18 protein-coding genes are annotated in these 15,003 nt (G+C 44.2%); 5 read left to right on the top strand and 13 right to left on the bottom strand.

The genetic code is table 11. From position 1 onward, the window contains the following. Window positions 1-48 precede the first annotated feature (48 nt). The 11 genes from flgJ to OCU90_RS04185 form a co-directional block, all read right to left on the bottom strand. Entirely contained in the window at window positions 49-966 is a 918-nt protein-coding gene (gene flgJ, locus OCU90_RS04235) for a flagellar assembly peptidoglycan hydrolase FlgJ (RefSeq protein ID WP_061025607.1), read from the bottom strand. A 10-nt stretch (window positions 967-976) separates the two neighbouring features. Beyond that, window positions 977-2,068, bottom strand: a complete 1,092-nt coding sequence (locus OCU90_RS04230; RefSeq protein ID WP_017076828.1) for a flagellar basal body P-ring protein FlgI — start codon at window positions 2,066-2,068, stop codon at window positions 977-979. Window positions 2,069-2,162: 94 nt separating this feature from the next. Continuing rightward, entirely contained in the window at window positions 2,163-2,939 is a 777-nt protein-coding gene (flgH, locus tag OCU90_RS04225) for a flagellar basal body L-ring protein FlgH (protein WP_017076829.1), read from the bottom strand. Between the two features lie 107 nt (window positions 2,940-3,046). Beyond that, window positions 3,047-3,835, bottom strand: a complete 789-nt coding sequence (gene flgG / locus OCU90_RS04220) for a flagellar basal-body rod protein FlgG (RefSeq protein ID WP_004736180.1) — start codon at window positions 3,833-3,835, stop codon at window positions 3,047-3,049. Between the two features lie 21 nt (window positions 3,836-3,856). Beyond that, window positions 3,857-4,606 (bottom strand): flagellar basal body rod protein FlgF, encoded by a 750-nt coding sequence (locus tag OCU90_RS04215; protein ID WP_004736179.1) that lies wholly within the window; start codon window positions 4,604-4,606, stop codon window positions 3,857-3,859. Window positions 4,607-4,865: 259 nt separating this feature from the next. Beyond that, on the bottom strand, window positions 4,866-6,170 hold the full coding sequence (gene flgE / locus OCU90_RS04210) for a flagellar hook protein FlgE (protein ID WP_017076830.1): 1,305 nt from the start codon (window positions 6,168-6,170) through the stop codon (window positions 4,866-4,868). 50 nt (window positions 6,171-6,220) lie between these two features. Then, a complete protein-coding gene (gene flgD / locus OCU90_RS04205; RefSeq protein WP_004736177.1) occupies window positions 6,221-6,934 on the bottom strand; it encodes a flagellar hook assembly protein FlgD in 714 nt (237 codons plus the stop codon). 17 nt (window positions 6,935-6,951) lie between these two features. Beyond that, entirely contained in the window at window positions 6,952-7,365 is a 414-nt protein-coding gene (flgC, locus tag OCU90_RS04200) for a flagellar basal body rod protein FlgC (protein WP_004736176.1), read from the bottom strand. A 4-nt stretch (window positions 7,366-7,369) separates the two neighbouring features. Continuing rightward, window positions 7,370-7,765, bottom strand: coding sequence for a flagellar basal body rod protein FlgB (gene flgB / locus OCU90_RS04195; RefSeq protein WP_004736175.1), 396 nt, complete (start codon window positions 7,763-7,765; stop codon window positions 7,370-7,372). Window positions 7,766-8,020: 255 nt separating this feature from the next. Continuing rightward, window positions 8,021-8,848, bottom strand: coding sequence for a protein-glutamate O-methyltransferase (locus OCU90_RS04190; RefSeq protein ID WP_004736174.1), 828 nt, complete (start codon window positions 8,846-8,848; stop codon window positions 8,021-8,023). A gap of 11 nt (window positions 8,849-8,859) precedes the next feature. Beyond that, the gene (locus OCU90_RS04185; protein ID WP_004736173.1) at window positions 8,860-9,786 is read right to left on the bottom strand and encodes a chemotaxis protein CheV; all 927 of its coding nucleotides are present in this window, start codon (window positions 9,784-9,786) and stop codon (window positions 8,860-8,862) included. Window positions 9,787-9,863: 77 nt separating this feature from the next. Between OCU90_RS04185 and flgA the strand changes: the two genes are divergently transcribed. The 3 genes from flgA to OCU90_RS04170 all read left to right on the top strand — a co-directional run bounded on the left by flgA (window position 9,864) and on the right by OCU90_RS04170 (window position 11,599). After that, on the top strand, window positions 9,864-10,610 hold the full coding sequence (gene flgA, locus OCU90_RS04180) for a flagellar basal body P-ring formation chaperone FlgA (protein WP_017085300.1): 747 nt from the start codon (window positions 9,864-9,866) through the stop codon (window positions 10,608-10,610). A 179-nt stretch (window positions 10,611-10,789) separates the two neighbouring features. Beyond that, window positions 10,790-11,107 carry a flagellar biosynthesis anti-sigma factor FlgM gene (gene flgM / locus OCU90_RS04175; RefSeq protein ID WP_061025609.1) on the top strand — a complete coding sequence of 106 codons (318 nt, stop codon included), beginning with the start codon at window positions 10,790-10,792 and terminating at the stop codon, window positions 11,105-11,107. 66 nt (window positions 11,108-11,173) lie between these two features. Further along, on the top strand, window positions 11,174-11,599 hold the full coding sequence (locus tag OCU90_RS04170) for a flagella synthesis protein FlgN (protein WP_061025611.1): 426 nt from the start codon (window positions 11,174-11,176) through the stop codon (window positions 11,597-11,599). A 279-nt stretch (window positions 11,600-11,878) separates the two neighbouring features. On the opposite strand, the gene flgP is transcribed toward OCU90_RS04170, so the two are convergent. Together flgP and OCU90_RS04160 are read right to left on the bottom strand one after the other, a co-directional pair. Further along, window positions 11,879-12,310, bottom strand: coding sequence for a flagellar assembly lipoprotein FlgP (gene flgP, locus OCU90_RS04165; protein ID WP_004736169.1), 432 nt, complete (start codon window positions 12,308-12,310; stop codon window positions 11,879-11,881). Window positions 12,311-12,319: 9 nt separating this feature from the next. Further along, window positions 12,320-12,955: a FlgO family outer membrane protein gene (locus OCU90_RS04160; protein WP_004736167.1), complete on the bottom strand. Its 636-nt coding sequence runs from the start codon at window positions 12,953-12,955 to the stop codon at window positions 12,320-12,322. Between the two features lie 192 nt (window positions 12,956-13,147). On the opposite strand from OCU90_RS04160, the gene OCU90_RS04155 reads away from it, so the two are divergent. Both OCU90_RS04155 and OCU90_RS04150 read left to right on the top strand, forming a co-directional pair. Further along, on the top strand, window positions 13,148-14,281 hold the full coding sequence (locus tag OCU90_RS04155) for a flagellar assembly protein FlgT (RefSeq protein WP_017076832.1): 1,134 nt from the start codon (window positions 13,148-13,150) through the stop codon (window positions 14,279-14,281). Window positions 14,282-14,420: 139 nt separating this feature from the next. Further along, window positions 14,421-14,927 (top strand): hypothetical protein, encoded by a 507-nt coding sequence (locus OCU90_RS04150; RefSeq protein ID WP_004736164.1) that lies wholly within the window; start codon window positions 14,421-14,423, stop codon window positions 14,925-14,927. Window positions 14,928-15,003 lie beyond the last annotated feature (76 nt).

Raw genomic sequence — 15,003 nt, 5'->3', positions numbered from 1 at the left:
GAAGAAAAGAGCCTGACAGTAGCAAGCTCTCTATGTTGATTGATGACGCTAGTTCATCTCATCAATCTTGGCTTTAACTCGTAAAACCTTGTCTGCATAGTTAGGGTCAGTTGCGTAACCAGCCTGATGAATGCCTTTGATGAAATTCTCTGAATTGCCTTGATGCTGTAGCGCCGTTTCGTATCTTGGATTCTCGTTCAAGAACTTCACGTAATCATTAAAGCTATCTTCGAAATTAGAGTAAGAACGGAAGGAAGCTGACTCTTTAACGGCGGTTTTGCCATGGAACTCAAGAGTTTGAGTCGCGACCTTATCGCCCTTCCAACTTCTATCTGCTTTGATGTTAAATAAATTATTGCTGTTGCCCAAAGAGTTCTTAATCATCTTAGAGCCCCAACCTGTTTCAAGTGCCGCTTGTGCTAATAGCAGTGACGAATCAACACCAAGTGCACTCGCCGCTTTTTCAGCGTAAGGCTTCATTGAGGTAACAAAAGATTCTGGGGAATCGAAAGATGCTGGTTGTTTAACAGCGGAAGCAGATTGAACTTCAGAGACTTTCTCTTCTGAACGACCAGAATATTGAGGTCTTTCCAACGAGGTATCAAAACCTTCACTGCGAACCTTATCTTCTGTCGCGTCGCTTACTTGACCCGCGCTTAACTGAGCTACAATCATGTCCGCAAGGCCTAATGAACCTGAAGCACTCAACTCACTCGCCATTTGGTCATCTTGCATCTGACGATAAAACTGCTCGTTCTGGCTGTTCAGCATATCCGACTTAAAGCTAGAGTTAGCATCACGCATCGACTTAAACAGCATCGAAGTAAAAATCGATTCAAACTGTTTTGCCGCCGCAGTTAGTGCCTCTTTTTCGCTGCCTTCTTCACCATTTACTGCTTGTTGACGAAGACGGTCTAAACTACCGATGTCGTGAATAAAGCCGATGTCATTGTTATTCTTAATCATGCTTTATTCCTTAGATAATGATCAATTGGCCTTCAATTGCACCGGCTTGTTTCAGTGCTTGAAGGATTGCCATTAAATCAGAAGGCGCTGCGCCCACTTCGTTGACTGCTCGGACCAAATCATCCAGCGTTAGGCCAGGTTCAAATTTGAACATCTTGCCATCGCCTTCCGTGATTTCGATATCAGAATCAGGAACCACTACCGTTTGGCCACCAGAGAATGCGTTCGGTTGGCTTACGTTTAGATTTTCTTTGATTGCAACCGTCATACCACCGTGGGTTACCGCCGCCGCTCTTAGGCGAACGTGCTTACCAACCACAATGGTACCGGTACGAGAGTTAACAATGATTTTTGCAGAGCCCTCTGCAGGATCAAATTCGATGTTTTCGATTGCCGATAAGAAAGCCACACGTTGGCTGATTTCACGAGGTGCGCGAACTTTTACAGACGTCGCATCGACCGCTGAAGCCATTTGTGGGCCTAGGAAATTATTTACCGCATCAGCCAAACGCTGAGCTGTTGTGAAATCTGATTGGATTAGGTTGAAAGTGATGTAGTCACCACGGCCAAATGGAGTTGGGATTTCTTGTTCAACCGTCGCACCGCTAGAGATGATACCGACGTTAGGGTTGTTACCGACAATCTTAGAACCGTCGTTACCTTGTGCACTAAAGCCACTTACTACCAAGTTACCTTGCGCGACCGCATACACCTGACCGTCTAGACCTTTCAGGAAGGTCTGCAGCAAAGTACCACCACGAAGGCTTTTTGCTGAACCGATAGAAGAAACGGTTACGTCAACTTCCTGACCTTGCTTAGAGAATGCCGGGAGTTCAGCGGTAACAATTACCGCGGCGACGTTTTTAGTTTTTGGCTTGGTGCCGGGCGGCAATTGGATGCCAAAGTTTTGCAGCATTGCGTTAAACGTTTGATCGGTAAAGGGAGTTGTCTCACCTGTCCCCGGCAAACCCGTAACCAAACCATAACCGACAAGTTGGTTACTACGAACACCCGCCACTTTTGCCACGTCTTTAATACGCGCAGCATGGGCACTGGTGGCAAGAAACAGCATGCCGAATAGTACGAGTGTGAGTTTTTTCATTGAGTAACCTGTCTGTATTGCTTTAGTTTATAATAACTTAGCGAAATATTTGTGATTGATGAGGGCTGTCAGTATCTCGACGCCCCATCAAGCTCTACAGAGATACATTAAAGAATCGTGCCAAGAATCCAGGCTCTTGCATATCTTTCTGCACGCCCGTACCTGAATACTGAATTCGTGCGTTAGAAACACGGTTTGAAGCGATGGTATTTTCGAAGTCTATATCATCAGGACGAATAGTGCCGCTTAGGCGGATGTACTCATCGCCCGTGTTCAGTGTCATCCACTTTTCGCCACGGACCACTAGGTTACCATTGGCTAATACTTCGATAACTTCAACGGTAATGTAACCGCTGATACTGTTACTTTGGTTGGCTGACGCGTCACCCGCAAAGGTGTTGGTGTTGCTCAGATCATAAGAAAAGTTGTACTTGTCGATAGTCAGCTCTTGACCACCGACTGCCAGCGGCTCCATCGTTGCATCATTCGACTTAGACATGTCTGCGTTGGCTTTCTTGGTCGCTCGAGTATTCTCGTCTAACGCCACGGTAATGATGTCACCAATACCACGAGGTTTTGAGTCGTCATACATGCTGCCAATGTGATTAACATTGAACAGTGAGCCCGTTGCTGCTGCGTAGTGTTCTGGTTTTTCTTTTGGATTGATTGGCGCCCATGCTGGGTCACCAGCAACTGGATCGGTTCGACCACGAAGCGTATCGATAATGCCTGAACTCTCTTGCGCTGACTTATCACCTTCCACGGCATCAACCACTGTGGTTGCGTTTTCTTCTGCCGGAGTCTCAATAGGATCCAAAACAGAACACCCCGTCATAGACATAAACAGAGCTAAACAAAAAATACGTTTCATGGCGATATACTCTCAGCAGGCAATGGTAAATAAATCAATTGGTAGAAACACGTCAGTTAATTGGAAAAATCAATTAATTATCAATAAGTAAACGGCTAATAAACCAATTACAGCTGTTGGTTAACAAAGCTCATCATCTTGTCTACCGACGAGATAACTTTCGAATTCATTTCGTAGACACGTTGAGCTTCAATCATATTCACCAGCTCTTCGGTTACGTTGACGTTCGATGTTTCAAGCATCGACTGACGAATATTACCTAAGCCATCAAAGCCAGGAACCCCCTCTTGCGGGTCGCCACTAGCACCGGTTGGTAAGTAAAGGTTTTGACCTACAGGCTCTAAACCACCTGGGTTTACGAAGTCAGTGATAGTGATTTGGCCAACCACGACGTTGTTTTGCTCACCACGTAGACGAACAGACACTTCACCATCATTACCAACCGTCACCGAAATCGCATCTTCAGGAATCACGATTTCTGGTTGCAGAGCATAACCTTGACCTGATGTAACGATCGCGCCGTCACCGTTCAGAGTGAACTGACCATTTCGGCTGTAACCTGTTTCACCGTCTGGCATTTCAACTTGGAAGAAGCCGTCGCCTTCAATCATCATATCTAAGCTGTTCGACGTTGTTTGCGCGTTACCGTGAGTGTGCACTTTTTGAGTTGCGACTACTTTTGAACCTGCACCTAACATCAAGCCACTAGGCAGCTCAGTATTTTGAGACGATTGGCCACCTGGCTGGTTGATATTCTGATAGAACAGATCTTCAAATACCGCACGACTCTTTTTAAAACCAATGGTCGAGGCGTTGGCAAGGTTGTTCGAAATCGTTGAGATATTGGTTTGTTGTGCGTCTAAACCTGTTTTACTTACCCATAATGCTGGATGCATAGCAAATTCCTTTAAATTCTATTAGCTCATACGAAGCAGTGAATCAGACGACTTGTCCATTTCCTCTGCCGTGCTCATCATCTTGACCTGCATTTCAAACTGACGTTGCAAGTCAATTAGGCTGGTCATTTCACCTACAGCATTTACGTTACTGCCTTCGATAGCACCTTTAAGCAACGTTACCGCTGCATCTGCTTCGTATGCCTGATCTGGGTTTTTCGAACGGAATAGACCATTCGTATCTTTAAACAAACTTTGGTTGTCTGGGCGTACAAGTTTAATACGGTCAACAATCGCTAATTCTTCAGCTGGAGCGCCTTGAGGAATCACCGAAATCGTACCATCTGTACCAATTTCTACTTTACTGATAGGAATAGGTAGCGTGATTGGCGCGTCATTCTCACCTAACACCAGGTGACCGCTTGCGTTGGTTAACAAACCGTTTTGGTCAACCTTTAGATTACCATTACGCGTTAAACCTTCACGGCCTGTGTTATCCATTACTGAAATCCAACCATCACCTTGAATAGTGACATCAAGATCTCGGCCAGTGGTGACCACACTACCTTGTGCGAAATTATGACCCGGACGTTCTGTCATGCTGAAAACACGAGTAGGCATGCCTTCACCGTACGCTTGCATTGAACGTGCTTGTGCTAAATCAGCACGGAAACCCGTTGTACTTACGTTGGCAAGGTTGTTAGCACGTAGCTGCAAAGCTTGCATATTTTGCTTAGCGCCACTCATGGCAAGAAACAGTGCGCGATCCATAATTTTGCTCCAAAAAATCATCTTCTGGGGCTAATAAAGCAAACACTGTGCCAATATTTTTTACTGTTATTTATCAGTAATTTAAATAGAAAAAGAACGGAGAGGGGTGATCGTCAAAGGATCATTGAGGAATAATTGTTGCCAGAGGCATTACCGGGCGGCAATAGGGGCGGCAAACAGCCATATCAAATTCAGCAACGATACCCAATTCAATAACATTGAATTGGGTATTCGCAGATGATTCAAACGCTGGAAACGATTAACGAATCTGAAGAATATTCTGTTGCAGTTGGTTGTGTACTTCTAGAGAACGCGAGTTCGCTTGGAAGTTACGTTGAGCAGAAATCAAATCAACCAGTTCTTGAGTCATATCGATGTTCGACTGCTCTAGCGAGCCGTTGTTGATGCTACCAAATGAACCTTTGTTCGATTCACCCCAGATTTTAGAACCTGAGTCATTAGTAGAATCCCACTGAGTGCCGCCTTTCTTATCTAAGCCTTGCTCATTGGGTACACGAACCAAGCCTACACGGCCAAGCATCACGTTTTCACCATTTGAGTAAGTACCTAAAACACTGCCGTACTCATCGAAATCGATTTTGGTTAAGAAACCTGTTGTCGCGCCATCTTCATCGAACTTAGTGAGTTCAAATGGAGCAGCAAACTGAGTTGACGAATCTAGACCAAACTTAAGTACTTGCGTTGGATCAGCACCGTTCAAATCAATTGGGTTAGCTCCTGCACCTAGTGCTTCAGAGTTAATTGGCTGGCCATTGTTAAGGCTCGCCAACGTACCGTCATTGTTGAACTTCATTGTGTGACCAACATGACCTTGTGCATTGGTCGCATCACCACCCGTAATATTGACCGGCTTTTCACCGTTCTCATCTGACATGGTGTAGTACGTCTGCCAAGTGTTTGGTTGAGTCTGATCTTTGAGGTAGTAAGTCGTTAACTTGTAAGACTGACCCATAGAATCGTATACCGTCGAAGACGTTGCACGATTATAAGTGTCAGCATCTTTGAAGTTAAATGCAGCCGGGTCTTTAAGATCACCGTTTGCAGGAAGGTTAACCCCTACTTCAATGTTTTCTGTCTGTTTTGGCTTACCAAACTCAGCAGGAATGTCGAGTGGCTTTGGCGCGTAAGAAAGAACTTCACCCGAATTTGGATCAACATCGTAACCTAAAAGAAACTCATCGTTAGCAGTAACCATGTAGTTGTCTTTGTTTAGGTGAAATGCACCATTACGCGTGAGTTCATTGATCTCCGGTACCATACGGTCTTTCGATACTGCAAAGAAACCTGTACCACTTACACGTAAGTCCATTGGGTTGTTAGTATAAATACTTGAACCTTCATGGAACTGTTGCGCCACTTGGCTAGCTTGCGCACCGCCACCTGCCGTCGTTTTTGCGTTAGTGAATAACGAACTTGAGTAAACATCGCCAAACTCCGCACGAGACTCTTTAAAGCCGAATGTGTTTGCGTTCGCAATGTTGTTACTGGTTGTATTCAGGTCTAGTTGTGCAGCGGATAGACCGCTTAAAGCTACATATGACATTCCAATATTCTCCTAATCTCTCTAGCTAGCATAATCACTCTTTTAAAGCGTTACGCTTTACCAACTTCTAGTACTTCAGCAAGTCGTACTGGCGATGTGAAACCAGCCAGATTGAGTAGTACGTTGCCATCGCCCTTACCAAGAAGCACACTGTTCACGTTCGCATAACTGGAAACTTGGAACTCTGTGTTCTCGCCATCCAGTAAACCCGACGCTTTCACGTTGTATTTACCAGCCGGCAATGGATTACCGTCTTCGTCTTTTCCGTCCCATTCAACACGTGTGTCGCCTGATGGTTTAGAGCCGATATCAAAAGTGCGAACCAATTGGCCAACTTCGTTCTCAACACGGACGATTACATTGTCCATTGCCTGAGGAAGCTTAACCATGGACGCCATACCGCCATCACCGGGTTTCACACCTGCCGCACCAGGAACCAATACATCGCGGCCAACCAAAGAGGATGCCTGTAATGCTTGGTTAGAAGTCATTGATGAATTCAAGCTTTCAAACTGTGTATTCATTTTGCCAATGCCATCTACGGTCGCAAATGAAGCCATTTGCGCAATCATCTGGTCATTGCTAACCGGCTTAAAAGGGTCTTGTTGGGCTAATTGCTTAGTCAACAAAGATAAGAAGTCTTCTTGTTTAAGATCCTGCTTACCTGTTGTTTCGTCGGGCTTTTTCGCGCCATCTTGAAGACTCTTCAGCTGGTCAACATAGGACAAGCCGCTTTGACCAACATTGTTGTTGATTCCAGCCATGTGCTACCTCCTTATCCTTATTGACCCATCTGCAGCGTACGCAGCAGCATTTGTTTACTCGAGTCAGCAACCTGCACGTTTGTTTGGTACGCGCGTGATGCCGAAATCATGTTTGCCATTTCTTCCATAACGTTCACGTTAGGCTTGTAGATATAGCCTTCGTTATTCGCTAATGGGTGATCTGGGTTGTACTCCGCGCTCAACGGCTTATCGCTTTCCACAATACCTAATACTTTCACAGGCACAGTGTGACCACTGTTGCGTGCTTTATTTAACTCAGCGCCGAACACTGCGTGGCGAGCCTTGTAAGTTTCTTCAGCAGAACTACTTACACTGTCCGCGTTTGCAAGGTTGCTCGAGGTCGTATTTAGACGAACAGATTCAGCGCTCATCGCAGAACCAGTCACATTGAATACATTGAATAAACTCATCTAATTATTCCCCTTTAATCGCTTTAGTTAAATTCTTGAACTTACTTCCTAGGAAGTCGAGAGAGGCTTGATGCCTAATTTGGTTTTGCATGAAAAGGTTTCTTTCCAAATCCAAATCAACCGTGTTGCCATCTCCTGTATCAGGTTGGGTAGGAATTCGATACTTCGTTTCCCCGTTCACCGTTGTTGAGGCAGAAATGTGCCGACCATCCGTACGGCTAAGACCAATGCTTGCCCCAGAACTTGCCGCTTGCAGCGATTTCTTAAAGTCTAATCCTTTTGCTTTATACCCAGGCGTGTTTGCTTGCGCGATATTGGTGGAAAGCACCTCAGCGTTACGCTCACGTACACCAACTGTGTGCTGGTGAATGCCTAAAGCATTGTCAAAAGAAATAGCCATGTAAACCTCAACTCAAGAACTGACTGTTATGAGATAACCAAAGCAATATATATACCAACTTTTAAAACAAAGCGGGCTATCAATACTTTTACAGGTTACTCGTGGGTAAACTTGCAATATACAAGCCAAAAAATAGAGTAAATTGGAATGTCACTCTGACTTAAAGATATAGGTTAAGCCGGAAAAAGAAAACCCAGCACTTGGCTGGGTTTTGAAATTAGGCAGTAACGTTGCACCTAGTACTGGTGCCACTCATTACTTTAATTTGTAGATGATGCCTGGATTACAGCGAACCATTTCAAAACGATCCGTTAAGCCTGTTAGCGATTCAGACGCACCCAATAATAGGTAGCCACCAGGATTCAGGCTGTTTGCCATCTGGTTAAGTACCTTTGATTTCATATCAGGCGAGAAGTAAATCAGCACGTTACGACAAAAGATGATGTCGAACTTACCTAACAATGCATAGCTGTCCATCAGGTTCTGAGGGCGGAAGTTCACCATGCGCTTAACGTTATCTTTCACTTTCATACGGCCATCGCCCGCATCTTCAAAGAAAGTACGACGACGCTCAGGAGAAAGTCCACGTCCCAATGCAAGGTTGTCGTACGCGCCAGTGCGGCACATATCCAACATACTTGCTGAGATGTCAGTTGCGGTAATCGATACATTTGGCAACATACCTGGCTTACGAGCTTGAGTCTCAAGAATCGTCATTGCCATTGAGTATGCTTCTTGGCCTGAAGAGCTTGCCGCAGACCAAATCTTAATAGGACGTTTATTTGCCGCTATTTCCGGTAGAAGTTTATCCGCAAGCACAGCAAACGGGTAAGTATCACGGAACCAAAGTGTCTCGTTCGTCGTCATGGCATCGACTGCAGCCACGCGCAGCTCACGGTTTCGACCTGTTACTACATCTCTCAACAAATCAGACAACGAAGCTAACTTAAACTTCGTTACTAATGGGCTTAGACGGCTGCGCACTAAGTACTGTTTGCTGTCACCTAATACAATGCCACATTGAGATTCTAAGAAACGGCTGAAATCGCGATACTCTTGATCACTTATTGTTATAGCAGTCATTAATGTCTCTTTTAGTTAGTTAACGCAGCTTTTACCGCTGCACCAAGCTCATCGGGGTTGAACTTCGCGATGAAGGAGTTAGCTCCTACACGCTCAACCATGGCTTGGTTAAATACACCACTCAATGATGAGTGTAAAATTACGTATAGATCTTTAAGTTCGGCGTGACGACGAATCTCAGCAGTCAGCGTATAGCCATCCATTTCTGGCATTTCGATATCTGAAATCACCAATGAAATTTGATCGTAAATACTGCCTTCTGATGACATCTCCACCAGCTTCTCATAGGCTTCTTTACCATCTTTCACCGAAATAACTTCAAAACCAATCGACTCAATCGCACGCTGAACCTGCTTACGAGCAACGGTTGAATCATCAGCAATCAAGATACGACGAACCAATTCTTTACCTTGTTCTACTTCTGCGATTTCTTCAGCAATTTTGCTGTCCATTGTTTCATCAACAGGAGAAATCTCCGCTAGAATTTTTTCCACATCAAGAATTTCTACCAGCTCATTATCAATGTTGGTGACTGCAGTCAGGTAATGGGCTTTGCCTGCACCATCTGGCGGCGGAAGAATCGATTCCCAGTGCATGTTAATAATGCGTTCTACTGAACTGACCAAGAAACCTTGAATGGTTCGGTTAAACTCAGAAATAACCACAAAACACTTTTCAACATCCGTTGTAGGACGGCCACCAATCGCTAAGCTCAAATCGATTACAGAGATCGTTTGGCCACGAATGTGTGCTACACCTTTAACCAGTGGGTTCAAGTTTGGCATTTTTGTCAGTTTAGGGCACTGAAGTACTTCTTTTACTTTAAAAACATTAATGCCGTAACGCTGACGCCCCATTAGGCGAAAGGTTAGTAATTCTAATCGGTTTTGACCGACGAGTTGCGTACGCTGATTCACCGAATCAAGAATACCCGTCATGAGCTCATCTCCATATCAAACTTTTTTGTATAAAAAGTGTTAGTCTACTGCAGGCTACGAACCACTAGAGAAACGGAATGATATATCATAAAACAAATCTGCCGCTTTTTTCCATAGCAATGTGTAGAGCTACTTTTAAAACTGTCGCTAAGTTTATCGGCATTTTATCAATATTGTTTAGTTTTTTTGTACAAGCTGCGACTCCAGAGCAAATTGAAATGATTCAGTCTGCGGCGGAACAACACATCCTAGAGACAGTTGAGCAGCCACAAGGCGGCGAACTCTTTGTTAACTCAGCAAATGTGGACTCTAGAATCAAAGCAACAGATTGCCCTATTCCTCTAGATACCAGCGCCTCAACCACCAGCAATACCCGCAGTAGCATTACGGTTTTAGTGCAATGTGTTCCTGATGAGTGGCGAGTTTACGTGCCGGTACGCCTTTCAATGTCAGTACCACTAGTCACAACAACACGCTCACTAGCAAGAGGCGAAATCGTTGGTCAATACGATGTCACCACCGCTATGATTTCGCTTAACAAGTTTCGTCGCCAAGGTTTCACCGCTCCCCAACAAGTGATCGGCGCTAAGGTAAAAAAGAACCTGAGGCCAGGTGATGTTGTCGAAAGAGGCGATATCTGTGTCGTATGCCGAAACGAGAAGGTTATCATACAGGCAGTAAAAGGTGGCATGACCATTACCACCAAAGGGACTGCACTTACGGATGGCTCAATGGGTGATCAAGTAAGAGTGAAAAATGACAAATCACAGCGTATAATTGAAGGTATTGTTACCAGCATGTCTGAAGTCACGGTTTACTTTTAACTCTTTACTTCTAAATTGACGGTATCGTTAGTTATTTTGCTCTCAACTTTAACGCCAAAATATAACGACTGTGGTGTTTTGTCCCTTTTCGACTATTGAGCTAAAAATTGCTAAAGTATTCGAACCCTTGGTCGATATTGACTGTACAGGTTCCCATTTTTGAAGAAAAAGGCTTAACTATGGCAGGCATTGATAATATTCGTTCAGGGCAAACCCTAACGACCACTAACCGATCAACAGTACGCTCTGATTCTAGCTCTGAGGCATCACGTTCTGATGTGTCAACTAAATCACCAGCAAGCAAAGACGCGGTTTCACTAAGCCAACAAGGCAAAGCGATTGGTCAGCTCCATCAAGACATGGCAGCACAACCAAGCTTTGACTCTGTAAAAGTTGCTGCAATAAAAGAAGCGATTGCGAATGGTTCATACACTGTCGATCCAGAGAAACTGGCTGACAACATGATCAAGTTCGAAGATGAATTAAAAGGCCTTTAAGAAAACACTAACTTTTCATTGAAGTTATTATCTTAAAGTACACGAGGTTATGAATAGGTTTACGTTATGGCGGCACTAGCAGATTTAGTTAATTTTCAACTTCAAAATGCCAAAGCCTTATCTGAATTACTAAGTTCAGAGAAAACCGCTATTACGAGCCGACAATCAAACGATATTGAGCGAATCGCCAAAGAAAAAGTGGTCCTTGTTGAACAGCTAAGATCAACCGATCAACGAATTGCTACCCATACCAATATCTCAGAATTGACCGAGAACCCTGAACTTGCTCAATTAGTCGCGACCATCAAGTCCATAGTGTGCGACTGCCACCAAGCGAACCTAGTCAATGGCGAAGCCTTGAATCGAGCACACCTCAGTTTCAAAAAACTCAGCAATATGATGCAGCAAAGCCATGGTAAAATTGGGATGACTTACAATGCCGGTGGCCAAACGCATACGATTTCTACGCTGGGAACCAATGTAAAAGCTTAATTGGGCTAATCTTCTTCACACAACACCCTTCTTGCTTGTATCTGTATCTGTATCTGTATCTGTATCTGTATCTGTATCTCAGCCTACCCTTCTCGCTACACCGTCAAAGTCTCTCTAAACCTGTAAATGCCCCTAATAAACGATAAACACAAAAAAGCGGCAAGTATTTTCATACTTGCCGCTTTCTTAGTCATAACCGTTATTGGTTGCCGATACGCCATCTGGAAAGCGAGTGGCAGCCAATATAATTAGGTAAACTATAACTGGATGCTCCTAAAACTAGAACAACGTTTGTTGTCTCTTCTCAGGCACTGCCTGAACTTCACCGTAATTACGTAGCTGTTCCATCTTACGGATATCTAATTGGAGCTCTGTTACATAGCTATCACCCACTGGGTAGCTGCGCACCACTTCTGCGCCACGGATTACGCCATCAACTGCGCCAGAAGTACGTTCAGTGCCAAGACGTTGATCTTCAAGCTCTGCTCGGCCGCTCACTCGCATGCCATACACTTGTTCAGCAAGTTCACGATAAGCATCGATCTTGGAAGCTCTCATCGCACGAATGCGCCTTTCCTCGTCGTTACGTCCCTTTTGCTCACTGATACTCGCGTAACCAACGGCAACTAAGTAATCGTCTGGCCTCATGTTTTGCAGAGGCTGACAGCCAACAAGCAGCAAAGCGGCAACAACAAATATTAACTTCTTCATCTCGAACTCCTAGGGGCGAAGAATAACGGTGTAAGGCTGAGTCATCGTTGGATCAGAACGAATAATGACACCATCTTGAGTTCGAATGCTGTTCAGAGTATCTAGATCTCGACCAATACGATCCGCTGGCAAAAAGCCTTGCGCGGAGGCAACCACAATACGAGTTTGCATGCCTACCACACGAGCATTAACTAGAACACCGCCCTCTTGGCGAAGCATAGTGCCTGTCAGCACGTACTGGACATCTTGCTCTTGAGCTAAGTCTTTCCAATCACGGCTTAATGCAAAATCACCTTGGTGGGTGACTTGGATCGAACCGGTTGTTTTAAAATCAACCACCTTGAAGCCACGACGCTGAAACTGATGAATGAAGCCTTCTGATACCGAGTTTCCTAGCCAGTTTGTTGTGTCCATGTGTTGCAGGTCAACAAACGAAGTAATCGCAATTGGGGTTCTTGCTGAAATACTCGTATTCGAAATGATCAAATCTTCAGTCATACTTTCCACGAAAAAGTCCATGGTATGACGAGGGCTGTCCATCAACATAAACTGACTGCCTGAATATTCAGACTTGCCGTTATAGATCGGCGAATAAGCGCATGATGTCAGTAACATGACACTCATTACTACGAGCCATTTTTTCATTCTCTAATCTCCAGATATGTTTAGTGCTACCTATTCCAATATGTTCTCACCATTATTCTTTTCAATGGATTACAATGTTGGAACAGTCTTTGCTTTTCATTAATGGTTCAGATTAAGAAAAACGCACTTAAGTCAGCTTCAAGCTTATAGTTATTTGTTAAGCAATATTTATACCCAACTGGTAACGAATAGATGAAAAAAATAATTTCTTACTTATTTTCAATAAGTTCACTGATAACCATAAGCTTCAGTGCTCATGCCTCTTGGTATGAAGTTACCGGTACAGCAACCATCGTATCGTCAGAGGAAGCCGCAAGAGTCCATGCGCTGGAAGACGCGGTATACAAAGCGATCCAGTTCTCTGGTGCTGACATTGGTAGCATTGCTAACCTCACGCCCTACCTCGACGCGAAGAAGAAAGAGTTTCAATTTACCAATCATGAAGTGCGCTACATCTTGGTAGAAAAAGAGAAGAAACGCAGTGGCAATATAATGATCACTGCAAGGATCGACATCTACCCTTCGGCAAATGCTTGCCATGAGAGCCAATATAAGAAAACATTTTTGGTCGGCAACATTGATGTGACTTCCCCACAACAAGCTGTAATGGGCAGAATCTATAATATTGGTGATGATTTTAGCCATGTCGTTGACCGACAACTGGCGCAAGAATCTCGTAGCTTTGTTTCTGTTGGCACAACCAATTACGATATCGACAAGCGTCGACCGGAAGTGATCAAAATGATCGCACAAGACACGGGAGCACAGTACATTATCGGCGGTGATATCACCGATTTAACTGCGACCATTGAATCCAAGCTTCTAAAAGACGACATTATAAACCGCCAGTTTGCGTTAGAGATGCAAGTCTTTGACGGTAAGACAGGTCATCAGGTTTATAACCGTAGCTACCGTGAAGTGGCAAAATGGCCTTTTGCTAAGACCAGTGAGGTTGATACGCGCAGTGCTCGTTTCTGGGCATCAACCTACGGCAGTATGATGCTTCGCGTCAGCCGCAATATTATGTTGGACTTAGAATCAGAAGTATCATGTAAAATCACGCTTCCAGAGGTGGCTGCAGTATTTGGTAACACTGTGACCATTGATTTAGGTCGAATGCATGGCGTGCAACAAGGTGACAAACTGCAACTATGGCACACCGGTTCGTTTATCGACCAACGAGGCTTGCCACGTAATAAGGTCTCTCAAAGTGATATCACGCTGACGGTTTCTCGCGTGTATGAAAATGAAGCCGAGCTCACGATTGATCAACCTAGCCTTGCTGGAAGCATTCAAATTGGTGATGTAATGCAGAAAATCATGTAGTTAGCGACAAGCTCACTTCATAGTTTCTAATAAAGCCTTAGCACTTTTGTTAAGGCTTTATTTTTTTCATGATGATTAGTTTCGGTTTTAACGTATTTGTCGTAACCTTATTAATAACATAATCATCATTTAGCAAACTATGAGCCAGAATAATCTAATTGGTGCGACCGGTTATCGATTTATATCGAAAGGCCAAACCGCTTTTAAAATCCACATTCATACTCCCGAAGATACGGTGTTACATCGTTCTGTCGGTTTTGTTCGTATGGGTGAAGACAAAGCACTAAAGAAAACCATCAAGTTGAGAGATGAGCTTGGCAGAAAGCTCTGGGGAAAGTTTTGGCCAAAAGTCCTTAGAGAGCCCTATCTGATGACACGTTTGCCGCACAGTTTAGAACCTAAAATAGTATTCAAGCCAAACCCTACTCAGACAGATCCTGAACATCGCGATGAATGCTACATCGCTAAGTGGCGCGTATTCTCTGAAAGTGGTGAATACAAATACAAAACCAAAGTATGTTCTATAAGGAAGCACGGTCGACTTGCGGCCTACAGCCAAACCAAACGAGCGCTGCTTGAAGCCCACAAAGATGTGATTGAGTTACTTATCTTTATGGGACGATTGAACAGCATCGACCTGAAGTAGTATCAACTTCAGTAAAGCGAGTAAGCTAAGAATCAGCTTCCCATATTTAGCAGATACAGAAACAGCCGCATTGCGG

The organism is Vibrio splendidus (assembly GCF_024347615.1).
In the GTDB taxonomy this organism is placed as follows: Bacteria; Pseudomonadota; Gammaproteobacteria; order Enterobacterales; family Vibrionaceae; genus Vibrio; species Vibrio splendidus.
This window is presented reverse-complemented; position numbering and strand designations above follow the sequence as displayed.